The organism is Serratia sp. CoH_134_PS_4 (assembly GCF_058190535.1).
The window spans coordinates 1-15,453 of sequence record NZ_JBXWKI010000010.1 but is presented as its reverse complement, the minus strand read 5'-3'; the positions used below and the strand labels follow the sequence as shown (position 1 = coordinate 15,453).

15 protein-coding genes and 1 tRNA gene are annotated in these 15,453 nt (G+C 54.6%); 3 read left to right on the top strand and 13 right to left on the bottom strand.

The features are described 5' to 3' along the window. Positions 1–75: 75 nt before the first annotated feature. The 12 genes from deoB to AC2FCQ_RS16135 all read right to left on the bottom strand — a co-directional run bounded on the left by deoB (position 76) and on the right by AC2FCQ_RS16135 (position 11,703). The gene (gene deoB, locus AC2FCQ_RS16190) at positions 76–1,299 is read right to left on the bottom strand and encodes a phosphopentomutase (RefSeq protein WP_209634929.1); all 1,224 of its coding nucleotides are present in this window, start codon (positions 1,297–1,299) and stop codon (positions 76–78) included. A 184-nt stretch (positions 1,300–1,483) separates the two neighbouring features. Further along, complete coding sequence (gene deoA / locus AC2FCQ_RS16185) at positions 1,484–2,806, bottom strand: thymidine phosphorylase (protein WP_490308648.1); 1,323 nt, start codon at positions 2,804–2,806, stop codon at positions 1,484–1,486. 69 nt (positions 2,807–2,875) lie between these two features. After that, a complete protein-coding gene (gene deoC / locus AC2FCQ_RS16180; protein ID WP_490308649.1) occupies positions 2,876–3,655 on the bottom strand; it encodes a deoxyribose-phosphate aldolase in 780 nt (259 codons plus the stop codon). Between the two features lie 373 nt (positions 3,656–4,028). Then, entirely contained in the window at positions 4,029–5,294 is a 1,266-nt protein-coding gene (locus tag AC2FCQ_RS16175) for a NupC/NupG family nucleoside CNT transporter (protein ID WP_209635291.1), read from the bottom strand. 210 nt (positions 5,295–5,504) lie between these two features. After that, positions 5,505–6,281 carry a TatD family hydrolase gene (locus tag AC2FCQ_RS16170; protein ID WP_209634921.1) on the bottom strand — a complete coding sequence of 259 codons (777 nt, stop codon included), beginning with the start codon at positions 6,279–6,281 and terminating at the stop codon, positions 5,505–5,507. Then, positions 6,278–7,399 (bottom strand): patatin-like phospholipase family protein, encoded by a 1,122-nt coding sequence (locus AC2FCQ_RS16165; protein WP_209634917.1) that lies wholly within the window; start codon positions 7,397–7,399, stop codon positions 6,278–6,280. Before AC2FCQ_RS16165 ends, AC2FCQ_RS16170 begins: the two co-directional genes overlap by 4 nt. A 10-nt stretch (positions 7,400–7,409) precedes the next feature. Beyond that, positions 7,410–7,595 (bottom strand): CsbD family protein, encoded by a 186-nt coding sequence (locus AC2FCQ_RS16160; protein WP_209634914.1) that lies wholly within the window; start codon positions 7,593–7,595, stop codon positions 7,410–7,412. Between the two features lie 59 nt (positions 7,596–7,654). Beyond that, entirely contained in the window at positions 7,655–7,816 is a 162-nt protein-coding gene (locus tag AC2FCQ_RS16155; protein ID WP_004955572.1) for a DUF1328 domain-containing protein, read from the bottom strand. A 156-nt stretch (positions 7,817–7,972) separates the two neighbouring features. Continuing rightward, positions 7,973–8,587 (bottom strand): molecular chaperone OsmY, encoded by a 615-nt coding sequence (gene osmY, locus AC2FCQ_RS16150; RefSeq protein ID WP_209634911.1) that lies wholly within the window; start codon positions 8,585–8,587, stop codon positions 7,973–7,975. Between the two features lie 532 nt (positions 8,588–9,119). Further along, the gene (prfC, locus tag AC2FCQ_RS16145) at positions 9,120–10,709 is read right to left on the bottom strand and encodes a peptide chain release factor 3 (RefSeq protein WP_209634908.1); all 1,590 of its coding nucleotides are present in this window, start codon (positions 10,707–10,709) and stop codon (positions 9,120–9,122) included. Positions 10,710–10,877: 168 nt separating this feature from the next. Further along, positions 10,878–11,321 (bottom strand): ribosomal protein S18-alanine N-acetyltransferase, encoded by a 444-nt coding sequence (gene rimI, locus AC2FCQ_RS16140; protein ID WP_209634904.1) that lies wholly within the window; start codon positions 11,319–11,321, stop codon positions 10,878–10,880. After that, entirely contained in the window at positions 11,266–11,703 is a 438-nt protein-coding gene (locus AC2FCQ_RS16135) for a DNA polymerase III subunit psi (protein ID WP_037424156.1), read from the bottom strand. The genes rimI and AC2FCQ_RS16135 overlap by 56 nt, the downstream gene beginning before the upstream one ends. Before the next feature lie 316 nt (positions 11,704–12,019). Here AC2FCQ_RS16135 and rsmC point away from each other — a divergent pair, with 316 nt between their 5' ends. Continuing rightward, complete coding sequence (gene rsmC, locus AC2FCQ_RS16130; protein WP_209634898.1) at positions 12,020–13,063, top strand: 16S rRNA (guanine(1207)-N(2))-methyltransferase RsmC; 1,044 nt, start codon at positions 12,020–12,022, stop codon at positions 13,061–13,063. Between the two features lie 64 nt (positions 13,064–13,127). Here the strand turns inward: rsmC and AC2FCQ_RS16125 are convergent, their stop codons facing one another. Further along, entirely contained in the window at positions 13,128–14,120 is a 993-nt protein-coding gene (locus tag AC2FCQ_RS16125; protein WP_265555823.1) for an aldo/keto reductase, read from the bottom strand. 119 nt (positions 14,121–14,239) lie between these two features. Here AC2FCQ_RS16125 and AC2FCQ_RS16120 point away from each other — a divergent pair, with 119 nt between their 5' ends. Further along, on the top strand, positions 14,240–15,184 hold the full coding sequence (locus AC2FCQ_RS16120; protein WP_265555824.1) for a LysR family transcriptional regulator: 945 nt from the start codon (positions 14,240–14,242) through the stop codon (positions 15,182–15,184). A 72-nt stretch (positions 15,185–15,256) separates the two neighbouring features. Further along, positions 15,257–15,343: transfer RNA gene (locus AC2FCQ_RS16115), tRNA-Leu, on the top strand. Positions 15,344–15,453 lie beyond the last annotated feature (110 nt).

The following is a 15,453-nucleotide window of genomic DNA, read 5'->3' as shown; positions in this document are numbered from 1 at the left end:
CCCCAGCCACTGACTTGAGTCAGTCACTGGGGCCCACGCATAAAGCTAATAACGCTGCAGCTTGAAATAGGGGGCTTAGAGCATGGATTTACCGTAATCCATCGGTGACACGCCAAAGTAGCTGGCGACCGTCTGGCCGATGTCGGCGAAGGTCTCACGGTGACCCAATGAGCCTGGTTTTACTTTCGGACCGTAAACCAATACCGGAATGTGCTCACGAGTATGGTCGGTGCCCGGCCAAGTTGGATCGCAACCGTGGTCAGCGGTGAAGATAATGATGTCTTCATCTTTAACCAATTTTAACAGCTCAGGCAGGCGGCGGTCGAACAGCTCCAATGCTGCGGCATAGCCTGCAACGTCACGGCGGTGGCCGTAAGAGGAGTCAAAATCAACAAAGTTGGTGAACACAATGGTGTTGTCACCGGCTTTTTCCATTTCGATCAGGGTTGCGTCAAACAACGCGTCGATACCGGTCGCCTTGACCTTCTTGGTGATGCCCACGTTAGCGTAGATATCGGCAATTTTACCGATCGACACCACTTCACCGCCCTTCTCGTCCACCAGCTTTTTCAGCACGGTAGGGGCAGGTGGTTCTACTGCCAGATCATGGCGGTTACCGGTACGCTGGAAGTTGCCCGGCTTGTCGCCCAGGAAAGGACGCGCAATCACGCGGCCGATGTTGTAACCGCCTTCCGTCAGCTCTTCACGGGCGATTTCACACAGCTCATACAGACGGTCCAGGCCGAAAGTTTCTTCATGGCAGGCAATCTGGAACACTGAGTCAGCAGAGGTGTAGAAAATCGGCTTGCCGGTTTTCATGTGCTCTTCACCCAGTTGGTCGAGGATCACCGTGCCAGATGAGTGGCAGTTGCCGAGATAGCCGGGCAAATTGGCACGTTCAACCAGTTTGTCCAGCAGTTCTTGTGGGAAGCTGTTGTGCTCGTCGCTGAAATAGCCCCAGTCGAACAAGACCGGCACACCGGCGATTTCCCAGTGGCCTGACGGCGTATCTTTACCAGAAGAAAGCTCGCTGGCATAACCGTAGGCACCAATGATATCCGCATTGCGATCCAGCCCTTGCGGGAAGGTGCCAGTGGACTCTTCCGCCGCTTTACCCAAGCCCAAACGGCTCAGGTTAGGCAGTGTCAACGGGCCCTGACGGCCAACGTTGGCTTCACCGCGCGCGCAAACATCGGCAATATGGCCCAGCGTATCGGAACCCTGATCGCCAAATTTCTCAGCATCTTCGCTTGCGCCAATACCGAATGAGTCTAATACCATAATAAATGTGCGTTTCATCATGCTCTCCTGTATACCCGTCGTCTTTCAAACCGCAGGTGTGTGGGTTGCCTTCACTCACCCCAGTCACTGGATTTACCAAGCTCCTGGGATTCCTTCCGTTGCCGCCTACCTGCACCTTGAAATTCATTGGGTATAGCGGCAGCGAGTTTGGCTACCGCTATAAATGTTGTAAAGGTAATACTTATTCCGAAATGCGTTTGTAAACTACCGGCGTCTCTTCCGGTGCTTTGTCGCTTAGCGTCATGGCACTGCGGACCGCTTCGGCCGCCTGCTGCCAAGTTTCTTCGTCGTTGGCATGGATCACCGCCAGCGGCTGCTGAGAATCCACTTTGTCGCCCAGACGTGCCACGCCAGTCAGGCCCACGCTGTAATCAATACTGTCGGTCGCACGACGACGGCCACCGCCCAGTGACACGACGGCCATGCCCAGCGCGCGGGTATCCATCGCGCTGATAATGCCCTGCTTCTCGGCATAAACGGGCTTGCTCAGGGTTGCCGCAGGCAGATAGCTGTCGTAACGCTCAACGAAATCGGTCGGGCCTTGTTGTGCAGCCACCATCCGACCAAACACCTCTGCTGCCTTACCATTGTCCAATACCGCCTGGAGCTTGGCACGCGCATCGGCGTCGTCTTTCGCCAGCGCACCGGAAAGCAACATCTCCACACACAACGCCATGGTCACTTCCAACAGGCGTGGGTTGCGGTATTCACCGGTAAGGAAGCGCACCGCTTCACGCACTTCCACCGCATTACCCGCGCTCGAAGCCAGTACCTGGTTCATGTCTGTCAGCAATGCCGTGGTTTTGCAGCCCGCACCGTTGGCCACGCCAACAATCGCCTGTGCCAAGTCAGCCGACAACGCGTAAGTTGGCATAAAGGCACCAGAACCGACTTTAACGTCCATCACCAAGGCATCCAGGCCTTCTGCCAGCTTTTTCGCCAGAATAGACGCGGTGATCAGCGGGATAGAATCCACGGTCGCGGTAATGTCACGGGTCGCGTAGAAACGCTTGTCCGCCGGTGCCAGCGAGCTGGTTTGGCCGATAATCGCAACGCCTACGTCCTGAATAATCTTACGGAAGGCATTGTCGTCCGGGAAAATATTAAAGCCCGGGATGGCCTCCAGCTTGTCCAATGTCCCACCGGTATGGCCCAAACCACGGCCAGAAATCATTGGGACATAACCGCCACATGCGGCGACCATGGGACCGAGCATCAGCGACGTCACATCGCCCACACCGCCTGTGGAATGCTTGTCGACTAAAGGTCCATTCAGCGACAAACTTTTCCAGTCCAGCACGGTGCCGGAATCACGCATTGCCATGGTGAGCGCCACGCGCTCCGGCATGGTCATATCGTGGAAATAAATGGTCATCGCCAGCGCGGCGATCTGACCTTCGGAAACCACATTGTCACGGATCCCATTGATGAAAAAGCGGATTTCCGCTTCGCTCAACGGCTGACCGTCACGTTTCTTACGAATAATTTCTTGTGCCAGGAACAAGGCATCCCCCTGTTTTAGCGAATGTAGGGTGCAGGCAGGCGCCGTATCGCGCGTTGCCGACGTAATCGATCAGTAACCGCTACCGGACCTCTCGGCACTGTGGCCCAGCGTCGTCAGCAGGCTGGCTAATAAGCTGGACGCCCCGAAGCGGAAATGACGCGCATCGGCCCAGCCTTCACCCAGAATACGATCGGCAAGTTGCAGATAATGCAGCGCATCTTCCGCCGTACGAACACCACCGGCCGGCTTGAAGCCTACGGTTTTGGCGACATTCATATCGCGGATCACCGACATCATTAGCTCAGCACTTTCCAGCGTCGCGTTGACGGGCACTTTACCGGTAGAGGTTTTGATAAAGTCAGCACCGGCCTTGATGGCAATCTCCGACGCCTTACGAATCAGATTCGCCTGCTTTAGCTCACCGGTTTCGATGATCACTTTCAGCAGGACATTAGCCGCCTGACAGACCTGTTTGCACTGTTTTACCAGTTCAAATCCCACTTGCTCATTGCCGGCGAGCAACGCGCGATAAGGGAATACCACATCCACTTCATCAGCACCGTAAGCGATAGCCGCACGGGTTTCCGCCAGCGCGATGTCGATATCGTCGTTGCCATGCGGGAAATTGGTTACGGTCGCAATGCGGATATCCGGCGTCCCCTGTTCGCGCAACGTTTTACGCGCTATAGGGATAAAACGCGGGTAAATACAGATGGCCGCCGTATGGCCTGCCGGGCTGTTCGCCTGACGACACAACGCGATCACCTTCTCGTCGGTGTCATCATCGTTCAGCGTGGTTAAATCCATTAAGGTCAGCGCACGTTGCGCTGCTGCGGTTAGTTCGGTCATAAAACTCTCCAACTGAGAACCTGGATGTTGGCGAGCGGACTTGGTTCCTTGAAGACAGCGCTGGGGAACAAAGCTCCCACGGCGGCCACTGAGATCCTTCTCACCGCGCATGACCCTTCGTTTCGTGCAGGGTCAGTAATAGCTATTTGAACACGATCGCCCGGGGCGATTCGCGCTCACAGTCACACTATATGAAATAACACTGTAACAGGCCGGAATTATATGTGAAGAGCATCACAAAATAACGCGATATCGTTCACAAATTCGCTAAAGAAACGGACAAAGACAACGGGCACAGCATCTGTGCCCGTCTTAGAGTATAGGCGGAGTCCTGCCATAGAGCATGTTGCGCCAGGGCAAGACAGAATCTGGCTTAGAGTGCCAAGAAGAACCCGGCAATGGTTGCGCTCATTAAGTTGGAGAGCGTACCGGCAGCCACGGCTTTCAGACCGAAACGCGCAATATCGTGACGACGGTTTGGCGCCATGCTGCCCAAACCACCCAGCAAGATCGCCACCGATGACAGGTTGGCGAAGCCGCACAGTGCAAAGGAAATGATGGCCTTGGTATGCATAGACAGCACCTGCAGCCCGTCAGCCGCAACCACATCGTCTGGACGCAGGTAAGCGCCAAAGTTCATGTAGGCGACAAATTCATTCACGATAATCTTCTGGCCGATAAACGAACCGGCAGTCATCGCTTCATGCCATGGCACACCAATCAGGAAGGCGATCGGTGAGAATACCCAACCCAGAATCAGTTCCAGCGACAGTTGCGGATAGTCGAACCAACCGCCAATACCGCCGAGAATACCGTTCAACAACGCAATCAATGCGATAAACGCCAACAGCATCGCACCGACGTTCAGCGCCAATTGCATGCCCGAAGCCGCACCCGAGGCCGCCGCATCGATCACGTTAGCCGGGCGATCCTCTTCGGCGATCAGCTTCATCGCATCGTCTTTATCGTGGGTTTTTTCGGTTTCTGGCACCATCAGCTTGGCAAACAGCAATCCACCCGGCGCTGCCATGAACGACGCGGCAATCAGGTATTCCAGCGGCACACCCATCTGGGCGTAACCCGCCAGCACTGAACCGGCGACCGAGGCCAGGCCACCACACATCACGGTGAACAATTCAGACTGGGTCATGGTAGCGATATAGGGACGTACCACCAGCGGGGCTTCGGTCTGGCCAACGAAGATGTTGGCGGTTGCAGACAGCGACTCGGTACGTGAAGTACCCAGCAGTTTTTGCAAACCACCCCCCAAAATACGAATCACCAGTTGCATGATGCCGAGGTAATAAAGCACCGCAATCAGCGAGGAGAAGAACACGATTACCGGCAGCACGCGCAGTGCGAAAACAAAACCGCCGCCGCCGAAGACTTCAAACATCTTGTCGGAAACCAAGCCGCCAAAGATAAATGAAATCCCTTGGTTGCCATAAGCGATGACGTTAGCGACACCCGCCGACATACCGCCAAGAATGGCTCGGCCAACCGGGACATACAGCACCAGCGCGCCGATGGCGACCTGAATAACAAATGCCCAGACAACGGTGCGCAATTTAATCGCGCGGCGGTTGCTGGAGAGCAGCACGGCAATGGCGATCAGCGCCGCCATACCGACCAGGCTCATGATGAGTTGCATGCAAAGTATCCCTGTTGCGAAAAAAAGAAATGCATCCCTGTCCGGTAATACCGCGAGGGTTGCTTATGAGTGATTTCGGGATGCGATTATACGGAGCGAAGCCGCACCCGCACCGATTTATGTCACAAATGTATACAACAGGAAGCAAATGAAAATCTTATAACGTGATGGACATCACATTTATGACGGGTTTACATCTCAGAGCTTAAACAGGGTGTGAGTGTTGTGTTGCAGATGGGCCGCAATATCATCAGGAGATTCAGCACGCAGTTGGCATAACACCTTAAATACCTCTGCGGCACGCTCAGGGCGGTTGGCCTGGCCTTGATAACCGGCTAGCGGCATATCCGGCGCATCGGTTTCCAGCAGTAAAGAAGTCAGCGGCAGTTGGGCCATGACGTTGCGGGTTTTCTGCGCCCGCTCATAACTGATGGTGCCCCCGACGCCGATGTAATACCCCAGACGAATGAACGCTTGCGCTTGCGACAAGCTGCCGGCAAAGCCATGCACCACGCCACAACGCGGCACCGGGGTACGGCGTAACAGTGCAGCCAACTGATCGTGGCTACGACGAGAATGCAGGATCACCGGCAAATCGTATTGTTTAGCCAGCGCCAATTGGGCCGCCAACACCCGCTGCTGCCGTTCAAACTGCGGGTTTTCCATATACAAATCGAGGCCGATCTCCCCCACGGCGACCAGCTTCGGGGGTTGACTTGCCAGGAATGCCGCCAGTTGCTCGAGTTCAGGCTCCTGATGCTGGGCAATATACAGCGGATGCAGCCCCAGAGCGGCAAACAGCGGTGGGTATTCGCGCGCCAGCTTCAGAACCCGGGCAAAGCGATCGGCGGTCACCGTCGGCACGATGATCCGTCGCACGCCCGCCTGCTCGGCAAGAGCCAGGCTTTCTGGCTCATGGCCGTAAAACGGCGGAAAATCAAAATGGCAGTGTGTGTCGGTGAAGTCGTGACTCACAACTGTCCCCCTTCGCCCGGCGGCACGTCGCCCGGCAGGATAATATCCATCGCAGCCAACTTGGCTTCCGGTTGTGCCGCAAGATCGCGCGGGTGTGTGACGTCGGTAATGATCGGTGAAGGCATGACAACGTTTTCCGGTTGGATCAAACGGCGCGACAATGCCTTTTTCACCTTCATGCCATCCAGCTTATCCTGTTGAACCAACCAGTGACCGACGGTTGCCAGGAAGTAACGTCCACAACGGCGACCCAAGTGATAGTCCTGATTAAGTGACGTCAAACGGCTGCCCAAGGCATTACTGGCCAACGGCTTTGGTGGGAAAATTTCAAAGATACGCAGCTTGCCGGGCGGTTTCTCAATAAACTGCTGGATGCGGTGATAGCTTTGCTCATGGTGTTGCAGGATGCGCACCATCTGTTGCAGGCTACTCTCGCTCAGCCAGTGCTCCATGCGCTTCATCCACTGCGGCGTGTAGTACATCTGTGACGGCACGGTGCGTATCACCACAATGGTGTCTGCGCCGCGGCGATAGGCCTCTTCAACCGGAATCGCGTCACTGATACCGCCATCCTGATAGCTCACGCCATCGAGTTCCACCCCCATCCGGTAAAAACCAGGGATGGCGCTGGATGCCTTGATGGCTGGCAACCAGTTTTCGCGCTGTGCCGACAGGTAGGTGGGCTCAAAATCATCGCTGCGGCAAGCGCACATCAGGAGTTCACGGCCATCGATCAGGTGCTTTTCCGCCACGTCCATTGCCAGCGGCAGCTGTTGCGACGTAGTGTCGATGAGCCAGTCAAGATCAATCAAATGCCCGCCGCGCACAAAACGCAGCGGATTGAAGAATTCAGCAGAGGTGGTATAACGCGTGATCACTCGCCGGGCGTAACCCATCTGGCCACAAATAAAAGCCGAGAGATTTTGCGCGCCGGCAGAAGTGCCGATCATCAGATCAAAAGGATTAAAGCGGGCACGCTGAAACTCGTCCAGTACGCCGGCGGTAAAAATACCGCGCTGCCCGCCCCCTTCACATACCAACGCCATTTTACCGGGCCGGTAAGGTTTATACGCCAGCGGTTCTATATTGCCGAGCGTGATGGGTATTCTGTATCCCAACCCTGAATCCTCAGTGAGACGTTTTACCCGAGGATACCTCGTCTTGCTCTCTTCCGTAATCCTCTTGCAGTACACCAGAGAGGCAGTCATTGCTTCCCATCAGCCAAATGCAGTCATTGTCGGACCACTCTGCCAATGCTTGGCAGGCCCGGCCCTTCAACTGTTTCCAGCGTCCGAGAATGATATCGCTGTTCATGACTGGCCTCCCTACTGCGAGAAAACGGATTAAGCTTTGTTACACTTTGTCTTAAGAAGCTAAGGACGTCGGCGGCCGGTAAACAGGCTGACCAGGAACAGAATGATCCCAACGACGAAGACGATTTTTGCTGCCCAAGCGGCGGTACCCGCCAGCGTCCCAAAACCCAACGCCGCAGCAATCAATGCAATGACTAAAAAGATAATGCCCCAACGAAACATAAGCTTCTCCTTACCATAGTGAAAAAACACATCGCAGCCTGTGCCCTTGTCAGGCTCTCTCAGGTTACAGGTCAGTTTCTTTTTTTGATGGTGCATCCTGGGTTAACCTCACGACCAACCCAGGATTTGGTGCTTGTTGTCACGTGTTCTAAAAATTTATGGTTTAACGACCAGGTCGTTCTTAACGCTTTTCACGCCGTCGATAGCCTTGGCGATGCTTTCAGCACGCTCAGACTGCGCCTGGCTTTTCACTTCACCGGAAAGCTGCACGACACCGTCGGTGGTTTCCACTTTCACGTTACGCGAAGGCACGATGTCATCGGCCAGCAGTTTAGCTTTCAGTTCGCTGGTGGTCGCAGTATCACCGGCATAGGCTTTCATGGATTGCTTGCTTTCATCTTTCACGTGCAGCTTGTCGCTGACGGATTTAACGCCTTCAACCTTACCGGCCACTTCTACCGCATGCTCGGCCTGCGCTTGGCTACCGACAAACCCGCTCAGGGTGACGGTCCCTTTCTCGGTTTTCACCGAGATATCGCTGCTGGTGATGGTTTTATCATCCACCAACGCACTTTTAACTTTAGCCGTTGTTGCGCTGTCATCCATGTAGCCGTCAACTTTTTTCATGGAGCTATCGATTTTGGCACCCGCACTATCAGCGGCACTCGACGCTTTATTGAGCAGCGTATCTTCAGCCAGCGCGCTGCCACTAACCAGAACGGAACCCAAAACAACAGCCATCAGTGATTGTGCAAATTTAGTATTTTTCATCGATCTCTTCCTTTGGTTGTGAACCCAAAATGGTGACGGATTCTTCAGCCGCCATAACGCGGCCCATTCAGTAAATACTTCACAATTTCTATACGATCAAATATTCACGTAAAACGATTGTTGCCACATTTGGACTGTTGCAACGGCTGTGCCAACTTTAAAATTAACTTTAAAATCAATAACAAAACAAAAACCGCTTACTTTTCAAACTAAAAACTGTCGTCTATTAACGACAACCTCTGCCCGTAAAATCGATGTTATCGCTATGTTATTGATATTTATCACATCATACTGTCTCTAATTGGCAACAGTACCGAACAACTCGCTACAGTTATAAGCAAATTCAGTGAATTACGCTTACCCAACAGTTAGCGCCCTGTTAAATATAGACCATATGACAAAAAAAGCAGGTAAGGCCGGGAAATTGCTGATGATGACAAGAGAGAATGAACTGATGAGGGGAATTTACTAATTAGCAGGCTGAGAGGGAATTCAATAGCAGCAGGGCGCCCTAAGGCGCCCTGCTGTTCTGTTAGTGCTCGCGCGTTTTGCGGAACACCACTTCAGGGTAACGTTCCTGTGTGATGTTCAGGTTAACCATGGTTGGCGCGATGTAAGACAGGTTGTCTCCGCCGTCCAATGCCAGGTTAAGTTCACACTTACGTTTAAATTCTTCAAACTTCTTCACGTCACTGCATTCAACCCAGCGGGCGGTCGACACGTTGACGGACTCGTACAAGGCTTCAACGTTGTATTCGCTTTTCAGACGCGCTACCACCACGTCGAACTGCAGCACACCCACCGCGCCAACGATCAAATCGTTGTTGGCAATCGGACGGAAGACCTGTACAGCCCCTTCTTCAGATAGCTGAACCAGACCTTTCAACAATTGTTTTTGCTTCAGCGGATCACGCAGACGAATGCGGCGGAACAGTTCCGGTGCAAAGTTTGGAATACCGGTGAACTTCATATCTTCACCCTGGGTGAAGGTATCGCCAATCTGAATGGTGCCGTGGTTATGCAACCCAATGATATCGCCAGGATAGGCTTCTTCCACGTGCGAACGGTCGCCCGCCATGAAGGTCAGTGCATCAGAGATTACGACGTCTTTACCGGTACGTACCTGACGCAGCTTCATGCCTTTTTCATAGCGGCCGGAGACCACACGCATAAAGGCAACGCGGTCACGGTGTTTAGGATCCATATTGGCCTGAATCTTAAAGACAAAACCGGTGAACTTCTCTTCGGCAGCGACCACTTCACGGGTGCTGCTTTGACGCGGCATCGGCGCAGGGGCCCAGGCAACCAGACCGTCAAGCATATGGTCCACACCGAAGTTACCCAGTGCGGTACCAAAGAATACCGGCGTCAAATCACCGCTGAGGAAAGCATCTTGATCAAACTCGTGGGATGCGCCCTGCACCAGTTCCAGCTCTTCGCGCAACTGCGCAGCCAGATCCTCACCGACGGCAGCGTCCAGTTCCGGGTTGTCCAACCCTTTGACAATGCGCACTTCTTGAATGGTGTGGCCTTTACCGGTCTGATAAAGGTAGGTTTCATCCTTATACAGGTGGTAAACCCCTTTAAACAGCTTGCCGCAGCCGATAGGCCAGGTGATCGGTGAGCAGGCGATTTTCAGCTCACGCTCAACTTCGTCCATGACTTCCATTGGATCACGGATATCGCGGTCCAGTTTGTTCATGAAGGTCAGGATCGGGGTATCGCGCAGACGGGTAACTTCCATCAGTTTACGGGTACGATCCTCAACCCCTTTCGCCGCGTCAATCACCATCAAACAGCAGTCGACAGCGGTCAGGGTACGGTAAGTATCTTCGGAGAAGTCTTCGTGTCCCGGGGTATCGAGCAGGTTAACCAAGCATTCGCGATACGGGAATTGCATCACCGAGGTCGTAATGGAAATACCACGTTGTTTTTCCATCTCCATCCAGTCGGATTTGGCATGCTGGTTTGAACCGCGGCCTTTTACCGTACCGGCGGTTTGGATCGCCTGTCCGAATAACAACACCTTTTCGGTAATGGTGGTTTTACCGGCATCGGGGTGCGAGATGATGGCGAAAGTTCTTCTTTTCGAGACTTCGCGGGCAAATTCACTAGGAGACATGTTTTTCAGATTCTACAGTTAGTCCGCCCTGCGAAAGCATCAGAACGCGCCGATCGCGGCGCCAGGCAAAGCGGTAAATAAAAGATAATAGCCGGGTATTTTCGCTGATTTGTCAACCGGTGACAATCAATGCTTTTCCCGGCGGAAAAGTTAGAAGCGGGCTACCCGCTAACCTAGCGGCAGCGCCATCACAATCGCATCTTCACGGCCATGGGTGCCTGGGTAGTAATTCCGGCGGATGGTCACTTCGTTGAAGCCGAGATCTTCGTACAACGCGATGGCAGCACGGTTAGAAGCGCGGACTTCCAGCCACAACGTCACTACGCCACGGGTTTCCAATTGGGCAATGAGCGCTTCCAGCAGCTGGCGGCCGAACCCACGACGTTGCCAGTCTGGATGAATGGCAATGTTGAACAGCGTAGCTTCATCCAGCACGATCTGGGTAATGGCAAAACCGGCCATCTGCCCGTCGGATTCCAGCTTCAGATTCAGATAGCGGTCGCCCTGATTGCTGGTAAAGGTGGCCTGTGTCCAGGGAAAGGCGTGGCTGGCTTGCTCAATCTTGAAGGCTGTGGCCAGATCGGCCGCGTTCAGGGTAGAAATAGTGTTCATGATGACAAATCTGCTGCCAGAGTGCGCGTTTGGCACTCGCATCGAGAGAGAGCTCGGCCAATGCCGGGCTATATAGCTGCGCGCCGGCCACCGCAAGTGGCTCCGCAACGCCCAACCGCCAACTGTTGCATTCGGTGTCCTCAGGCAGCATAGCCACCTGATCCGGCGTCAGGCCGTAGGTTTGCGCCGGGGTCAATCCCAGGCTGCGCAGCACGTCGCAAAACAGCGGATCGTTATGCTCAGGCAAGGTCTGCGCCACAACCAGCAAGCGCACCTCGGGTGGCAGGCTGACCGCGACTTCGCCCTGCAACACGCCCGGGCGGCGCAATGTCCACTGCGTAATACCCAGTTGTTGTAACAGCCAGTCGCGTTTTGATGCCATGCCGATTCCTGTCAGGATCTACCTGTTGTGGTGCGCCATGCCTGCCATGCGCCGCGCTATGCTAACAAACCCGCACGGCCTGCGCCAACATCCCGTCATCTTTCATCTTAACGGTTCTCTTTATACCCAATAGCTTTCAAATTGCAGGAAGGCGGCAAGCGAGTGAATCCCCAGCAGCTTACTCAAGTAAGTGACTGGGGTGAGGTCGCGCAGCCAACACATCTGCGATTTGAAAGATGACGGGTATATAAACCCGTCGAACATATCGCCACAAAGCTCTATAATCCCCGGTCTAATTTCTAGGAGCCAAAACCTGATGTCTGCATTAACCCCCGCCAGTGAAGTTATGCTGCGCCACAGTGATGAGTTTATCGAACGCCGCGTTCTGTTTGCCGGTGACCTGCAGGACGCCCTGCCGGCCCAATTCGAGGCCGCGGATGTGCGTGTCCATACCCAGCAGTACCATCACTGGCAGTTACTGAACCGGGCGATGGGTGACAACGTGCAGTTCGGTCTGACCGTGGATGCCGCGTTCGTCGCCGAGTGCGATACGCTGATCTACTACTGGCCGAAGAGCAAGCAGGAAGCCCAATTCCAGTTGTGCAACATTCTGGCATTGCTGCCCGTAGGCGCTGATGTGTTCGTCGTCGGCGAGAACCGCAGCGGTGTTCGCAGCGCGGACCAGATGCTCGAAGACAACACCACACTGGTTAAAATCGACAGCGCTCGCCGCTGTGGCCTGTATCACGGTCGTCTGGATACGCAGGCCGAATTCGCACTGGAAGACTGGTGGGAAAGCTATCAATTACACGATCTGGAAGTGAAAACACTGCCGGGCGTGTTCAGCCGTGACGGCCTGGACGTTGGGAGTTCGCTGCTGCTGTCTACTCTGGATAAACACATGAAAGGCAAAGTGCTGGACGTGGGTTGCGGTGCCGGTGTCATGGCGTCAGTGTTGTCCAAAATGTCACCAAAGATGAAGCTGACCCTCAGCGACGTCAACGCAGCCGCTATTGAATCCAGCCGTGCAACCCTGGCTGCCAACGGCATTGAAGGTGAAGTCATCGTCAGTAACGTCTATTCCGACATTACCGGCCGCTTTGATTTGATCATCTCCAACCCGCCGTTCCATGATGGCCTGCAAACCAGCCTGACAGCGGCCGAAACCTTGATCCGCGGCGCATTGAAACACCTGCCGATTGGTGGCCGCCTGCGCATCGTGGCCAACGCCTTCCTGCCGTACCCGGACATTCTGGACGCCACCTTTGGCAGCCATGAAGTGCTGGCACAAAACGGCCGCTTCAAGGTTTATCAGGCAACCGTAGCCCGTGCGCCACGCGATACCAAGAAGAAGAAATAAGTCGGATTTCGCCCGTTAACCCCGGGTATCAGGGCGCCGCGTTCATACGCGGCGCCCTTTTTATTTAACCGTTAATATACGTCATCGACTCCGCACTGTAGCGATTGCCCGCCACTGCCTCCACCGGGAACACGGCCTCGATTGCCGCCAGGTCCGCCTGGCTCAATGTCAGTTCCGCTGCCGCCATGTTCTCCTCCAGATAACGACGCCGTTTGGTACCCGGAATCGGCACAATATGCTTGCCTTGCGCTAACACCCAGGCCAACGCCAACTGCGACGGTGCCACGCCTTTCAGTTTCGCCAGCTCGGTCACTTTCGCCACCAGGGCCAGATTGCGGGCAAAGTTATCGCCCTGGAAGCGCGGATTGCTACGGCGGAAATCGTCGGCATCCAGGTCCTCCGGCCGCTGGATCGCCCCAGTCAGGAAACCTCTCCCCAGCGGACTGTAAGGAACAAAACCGATGCCCAGACGCTCACAGGCGGCCAATACGCCTTGCTCGGCATCACGCGTCCATAGCGAATACTCGGTCTGCAACGCGGTAATCGGATGCACCTTATGCGCACGCTCAAGCGTAGCAACCGACGCTTCGCTAAGCCCAATGTGGCGGATCTTCCCTTCACGGATCAGATCCGCCATGGTACCCACGACATCCTCAATGGGCACCTGCGGATCGACCCGGTGCTGGTAATAAAGGTCTATTTCATCGACCCCCAGTCGTTTCAGGCTGCCTTCAACCGACCGGCGAATGTATTCCGGCCGGCTGCTGACGCCACGCGCGGCGGGATCGGTGGGATCGCGCAAAATACCGAACTTCGTCGCTAAAAACACCTGCTGCCGCTTGCCCTTGATTGCCTTCCCCACCAGTTGCTCGTTCGTGTGTGGGCCGTACATGTCGGCGGTATCCAGCAGGGTGACGCCCAGTTCGAGCGCCCGATGCAAGGTGGCGATGGCTTCCTGTTGATCGCTGCCGGTTGAGTAAAAGTCACTCATCCCCATGCAGCCCAAGCCCAGAGCAGAAACAGTCGGGCCATTGGGGCCTAATTGACGTTGTTGCATTGTGTTGCCCTCATACCGTGGATTGATAACGCAACAAAGTCTGGTTGTTTACCCTGCAAAGATAAATAATGCGAATGGCTCATCACTGTTCATAAATCGCTAACAATACGGAGAAGCCGATGGATCAGATCCAGGCCATGCGCATTTTTACCCGTATCGTCGAGTTGGGCAGCTTCAGTCGGGCAGCCGAGCGTCTGCAATTGCCACGAGCCACCGTCAGTAATGTGCTCAAGCGACTGGAACAACGCCTCGGCGTACGCCTGCTGATCCGCACCACCCGCCAGGTACAGGTGACCAGCGAAGGCACGCTTTATTACCAACGCTGCGTGCAATTGCTAGGGGCATTGGAAGAAGCGGACACACTGTTTAGCCACCATAAACTGAAGCCTTCCGGCAACATACGTATCGATATGCCGCATTCGCTGGCTCGCGAAATCGTTATTCCCGCGTTGGGTGACTTTTATCAGCGCTATCCAGAGCTCACCCTGTCGCTGGGGGCCAATGACACCCACGTCGACTTGCTGCGTGAGGGCGTGGATTGCGTACTGCGCGCATGGGAAACCGAGGACGACAGTCTGGTGGCACGACGCATAGCCATGATGCCGCAGCTAACCTGTGCGTCACCCGGCTATCTGGCGACGTTCGGCGTGCCGCAGTCGATTGATCAATTACAACCGCACCAGGCGGTGGGTTACTTTTCCCTCGCCAGCAACCGCAATTATCCGCTGGAATTTTGCCGGAATGGCAAAGTGGAATTACGCGAACTCCCCACCCGGCTAAACGTCAGTGGCGCAGATGCCTACACCAGTGGCTGTCGCGCCGGCCTGGGGCTCATACAAGCTTCTCGCTATTCGTTGACGCCCTGGCTGCAAAATGGGGAATTGGTGGAAGTATTGGCAGAAACACCGCCCCCGCCGATGCCCATTTACATCATGTATCCTCCCGGTCGTTTCCTTGCGCCACGGGTCAGGGTGTTGATTGACTGGCTGATTTGGCTGTTTGAGCACGGCAAAAGTAGTGATATGGCTATATTTCCAGCAAACACCAGCAAACAGGGGAAATAACTATTGACGTACCCGCCAAAATCTCTAGAATTCGCCTCCGTGGTAGCGTTACTCCGGTAATGTTTCTGGTATGCGAAGGTGGCGGAATTGGTAGACGCGCTAGCTTCAGGTGTTAGTGTCCTTACGGACGTGAGGGTTCAAGTCCCTCTCTTCGCACCAAATAACCACATGATTTATATTGCACAGCATCAATGCGAAGGTGGCGGAATTGGTAGACGCGCTAGCTTCAGGTGTTAGTGTTCTTACGGACGTGAGGGTTCAAGTCCCTC

What these genes read in the sequence shown, in the direction of transcription:
- AC2FCQ_RS16135 (WP_037424156.1), bottom strand. Translation starts at nt 11,703, where the DNA reads ATGGCATCAAAACGCGACTGGCTGTTACAACAACTGGGTATTACGCAG.
- AC2FCQ_RS16160 (WP_209634914.1), bottom strand. Translation starts at nt 7,595, where the DNA reads ATGAACAGCGATATCATTCTCGGACGCTGGAAACAGTTGAAGGGCCGG.
- AC2FCQ_RS16175 (WP_209635291.1), bottom strand. Translation starts at nt 5,294, where the DNA reads ATGAGCCTGGTCGGTATGGCGGCGCTGATCGCCATTGCCGTGCTGCTC.
- AC2FCQ_RS16120 (WP_265555824.1), top strand. Translation starts at nt 14,240, where the DNA reads ATGGATCAGATCCAGGCCATGCGCATTTTTACCCGTATCGTCGAGTTG.
- AC2FCQ_RS16125 (WP_265555823.1), bottom strand. Translation starts at nt 14,120, where the DNA reads ATGCAACAACGTCAATTAGGCCCCAATGGCCCGACTGTTTCTGCTCTG.
- prfC (WP_209634908.1), bottom strand. Translation starts at nt 10,709, where the DNA reads ATGTCTCCTAGTGAATTTGCCCGCGAAGTCTCGAAAAGAAGAACTTTC.
- AC2FCQ_RS16155 (WP_004955572.1), bottom strand. Translation starts at nt 7,816, where the DNA reads ATGTTTCGTTGGGGCATTATCTTTTTAGTCATTGCATTGATTGCTGCG.
- rsmC (WP_209634898.1), top strand. Translation starts at nt 12,020, where the DNA reads ATGTCTGCATTAACCCCCGCCAGTGAAGTTATGCTGCGCCACAGTGAT.
- rimI (WP_209634904.1), bottom strand. Translation starts at nt 11,321, where the DNA reads ATGAACACTATTTCTACCCTGAACGCGGCCGATCTGGCCACAGCCTTC.
- deoC (WP_490308649.1), bottom strand. Translation starts at nt 3,655, where the DNA reads ATGACCGAACTAACCGCAGCAGCGCAACGTGCGCTGACCTTAATGGAT.
- osmY (WP_209634911.1), bottom strand. Translation starts at nt 8,587, where the DNA reads ATGAAAAATACTAAATTTGCACAATCACTGATGGCTGTTGTTTTGGGT.
- deoB (WP_209634929.1), bottom strand. Translation starts at nt 1,299, where the DNA reads ATGAAACGCACATTTATTATGGTATTAGACTCATTCGGTATTGGCGCA.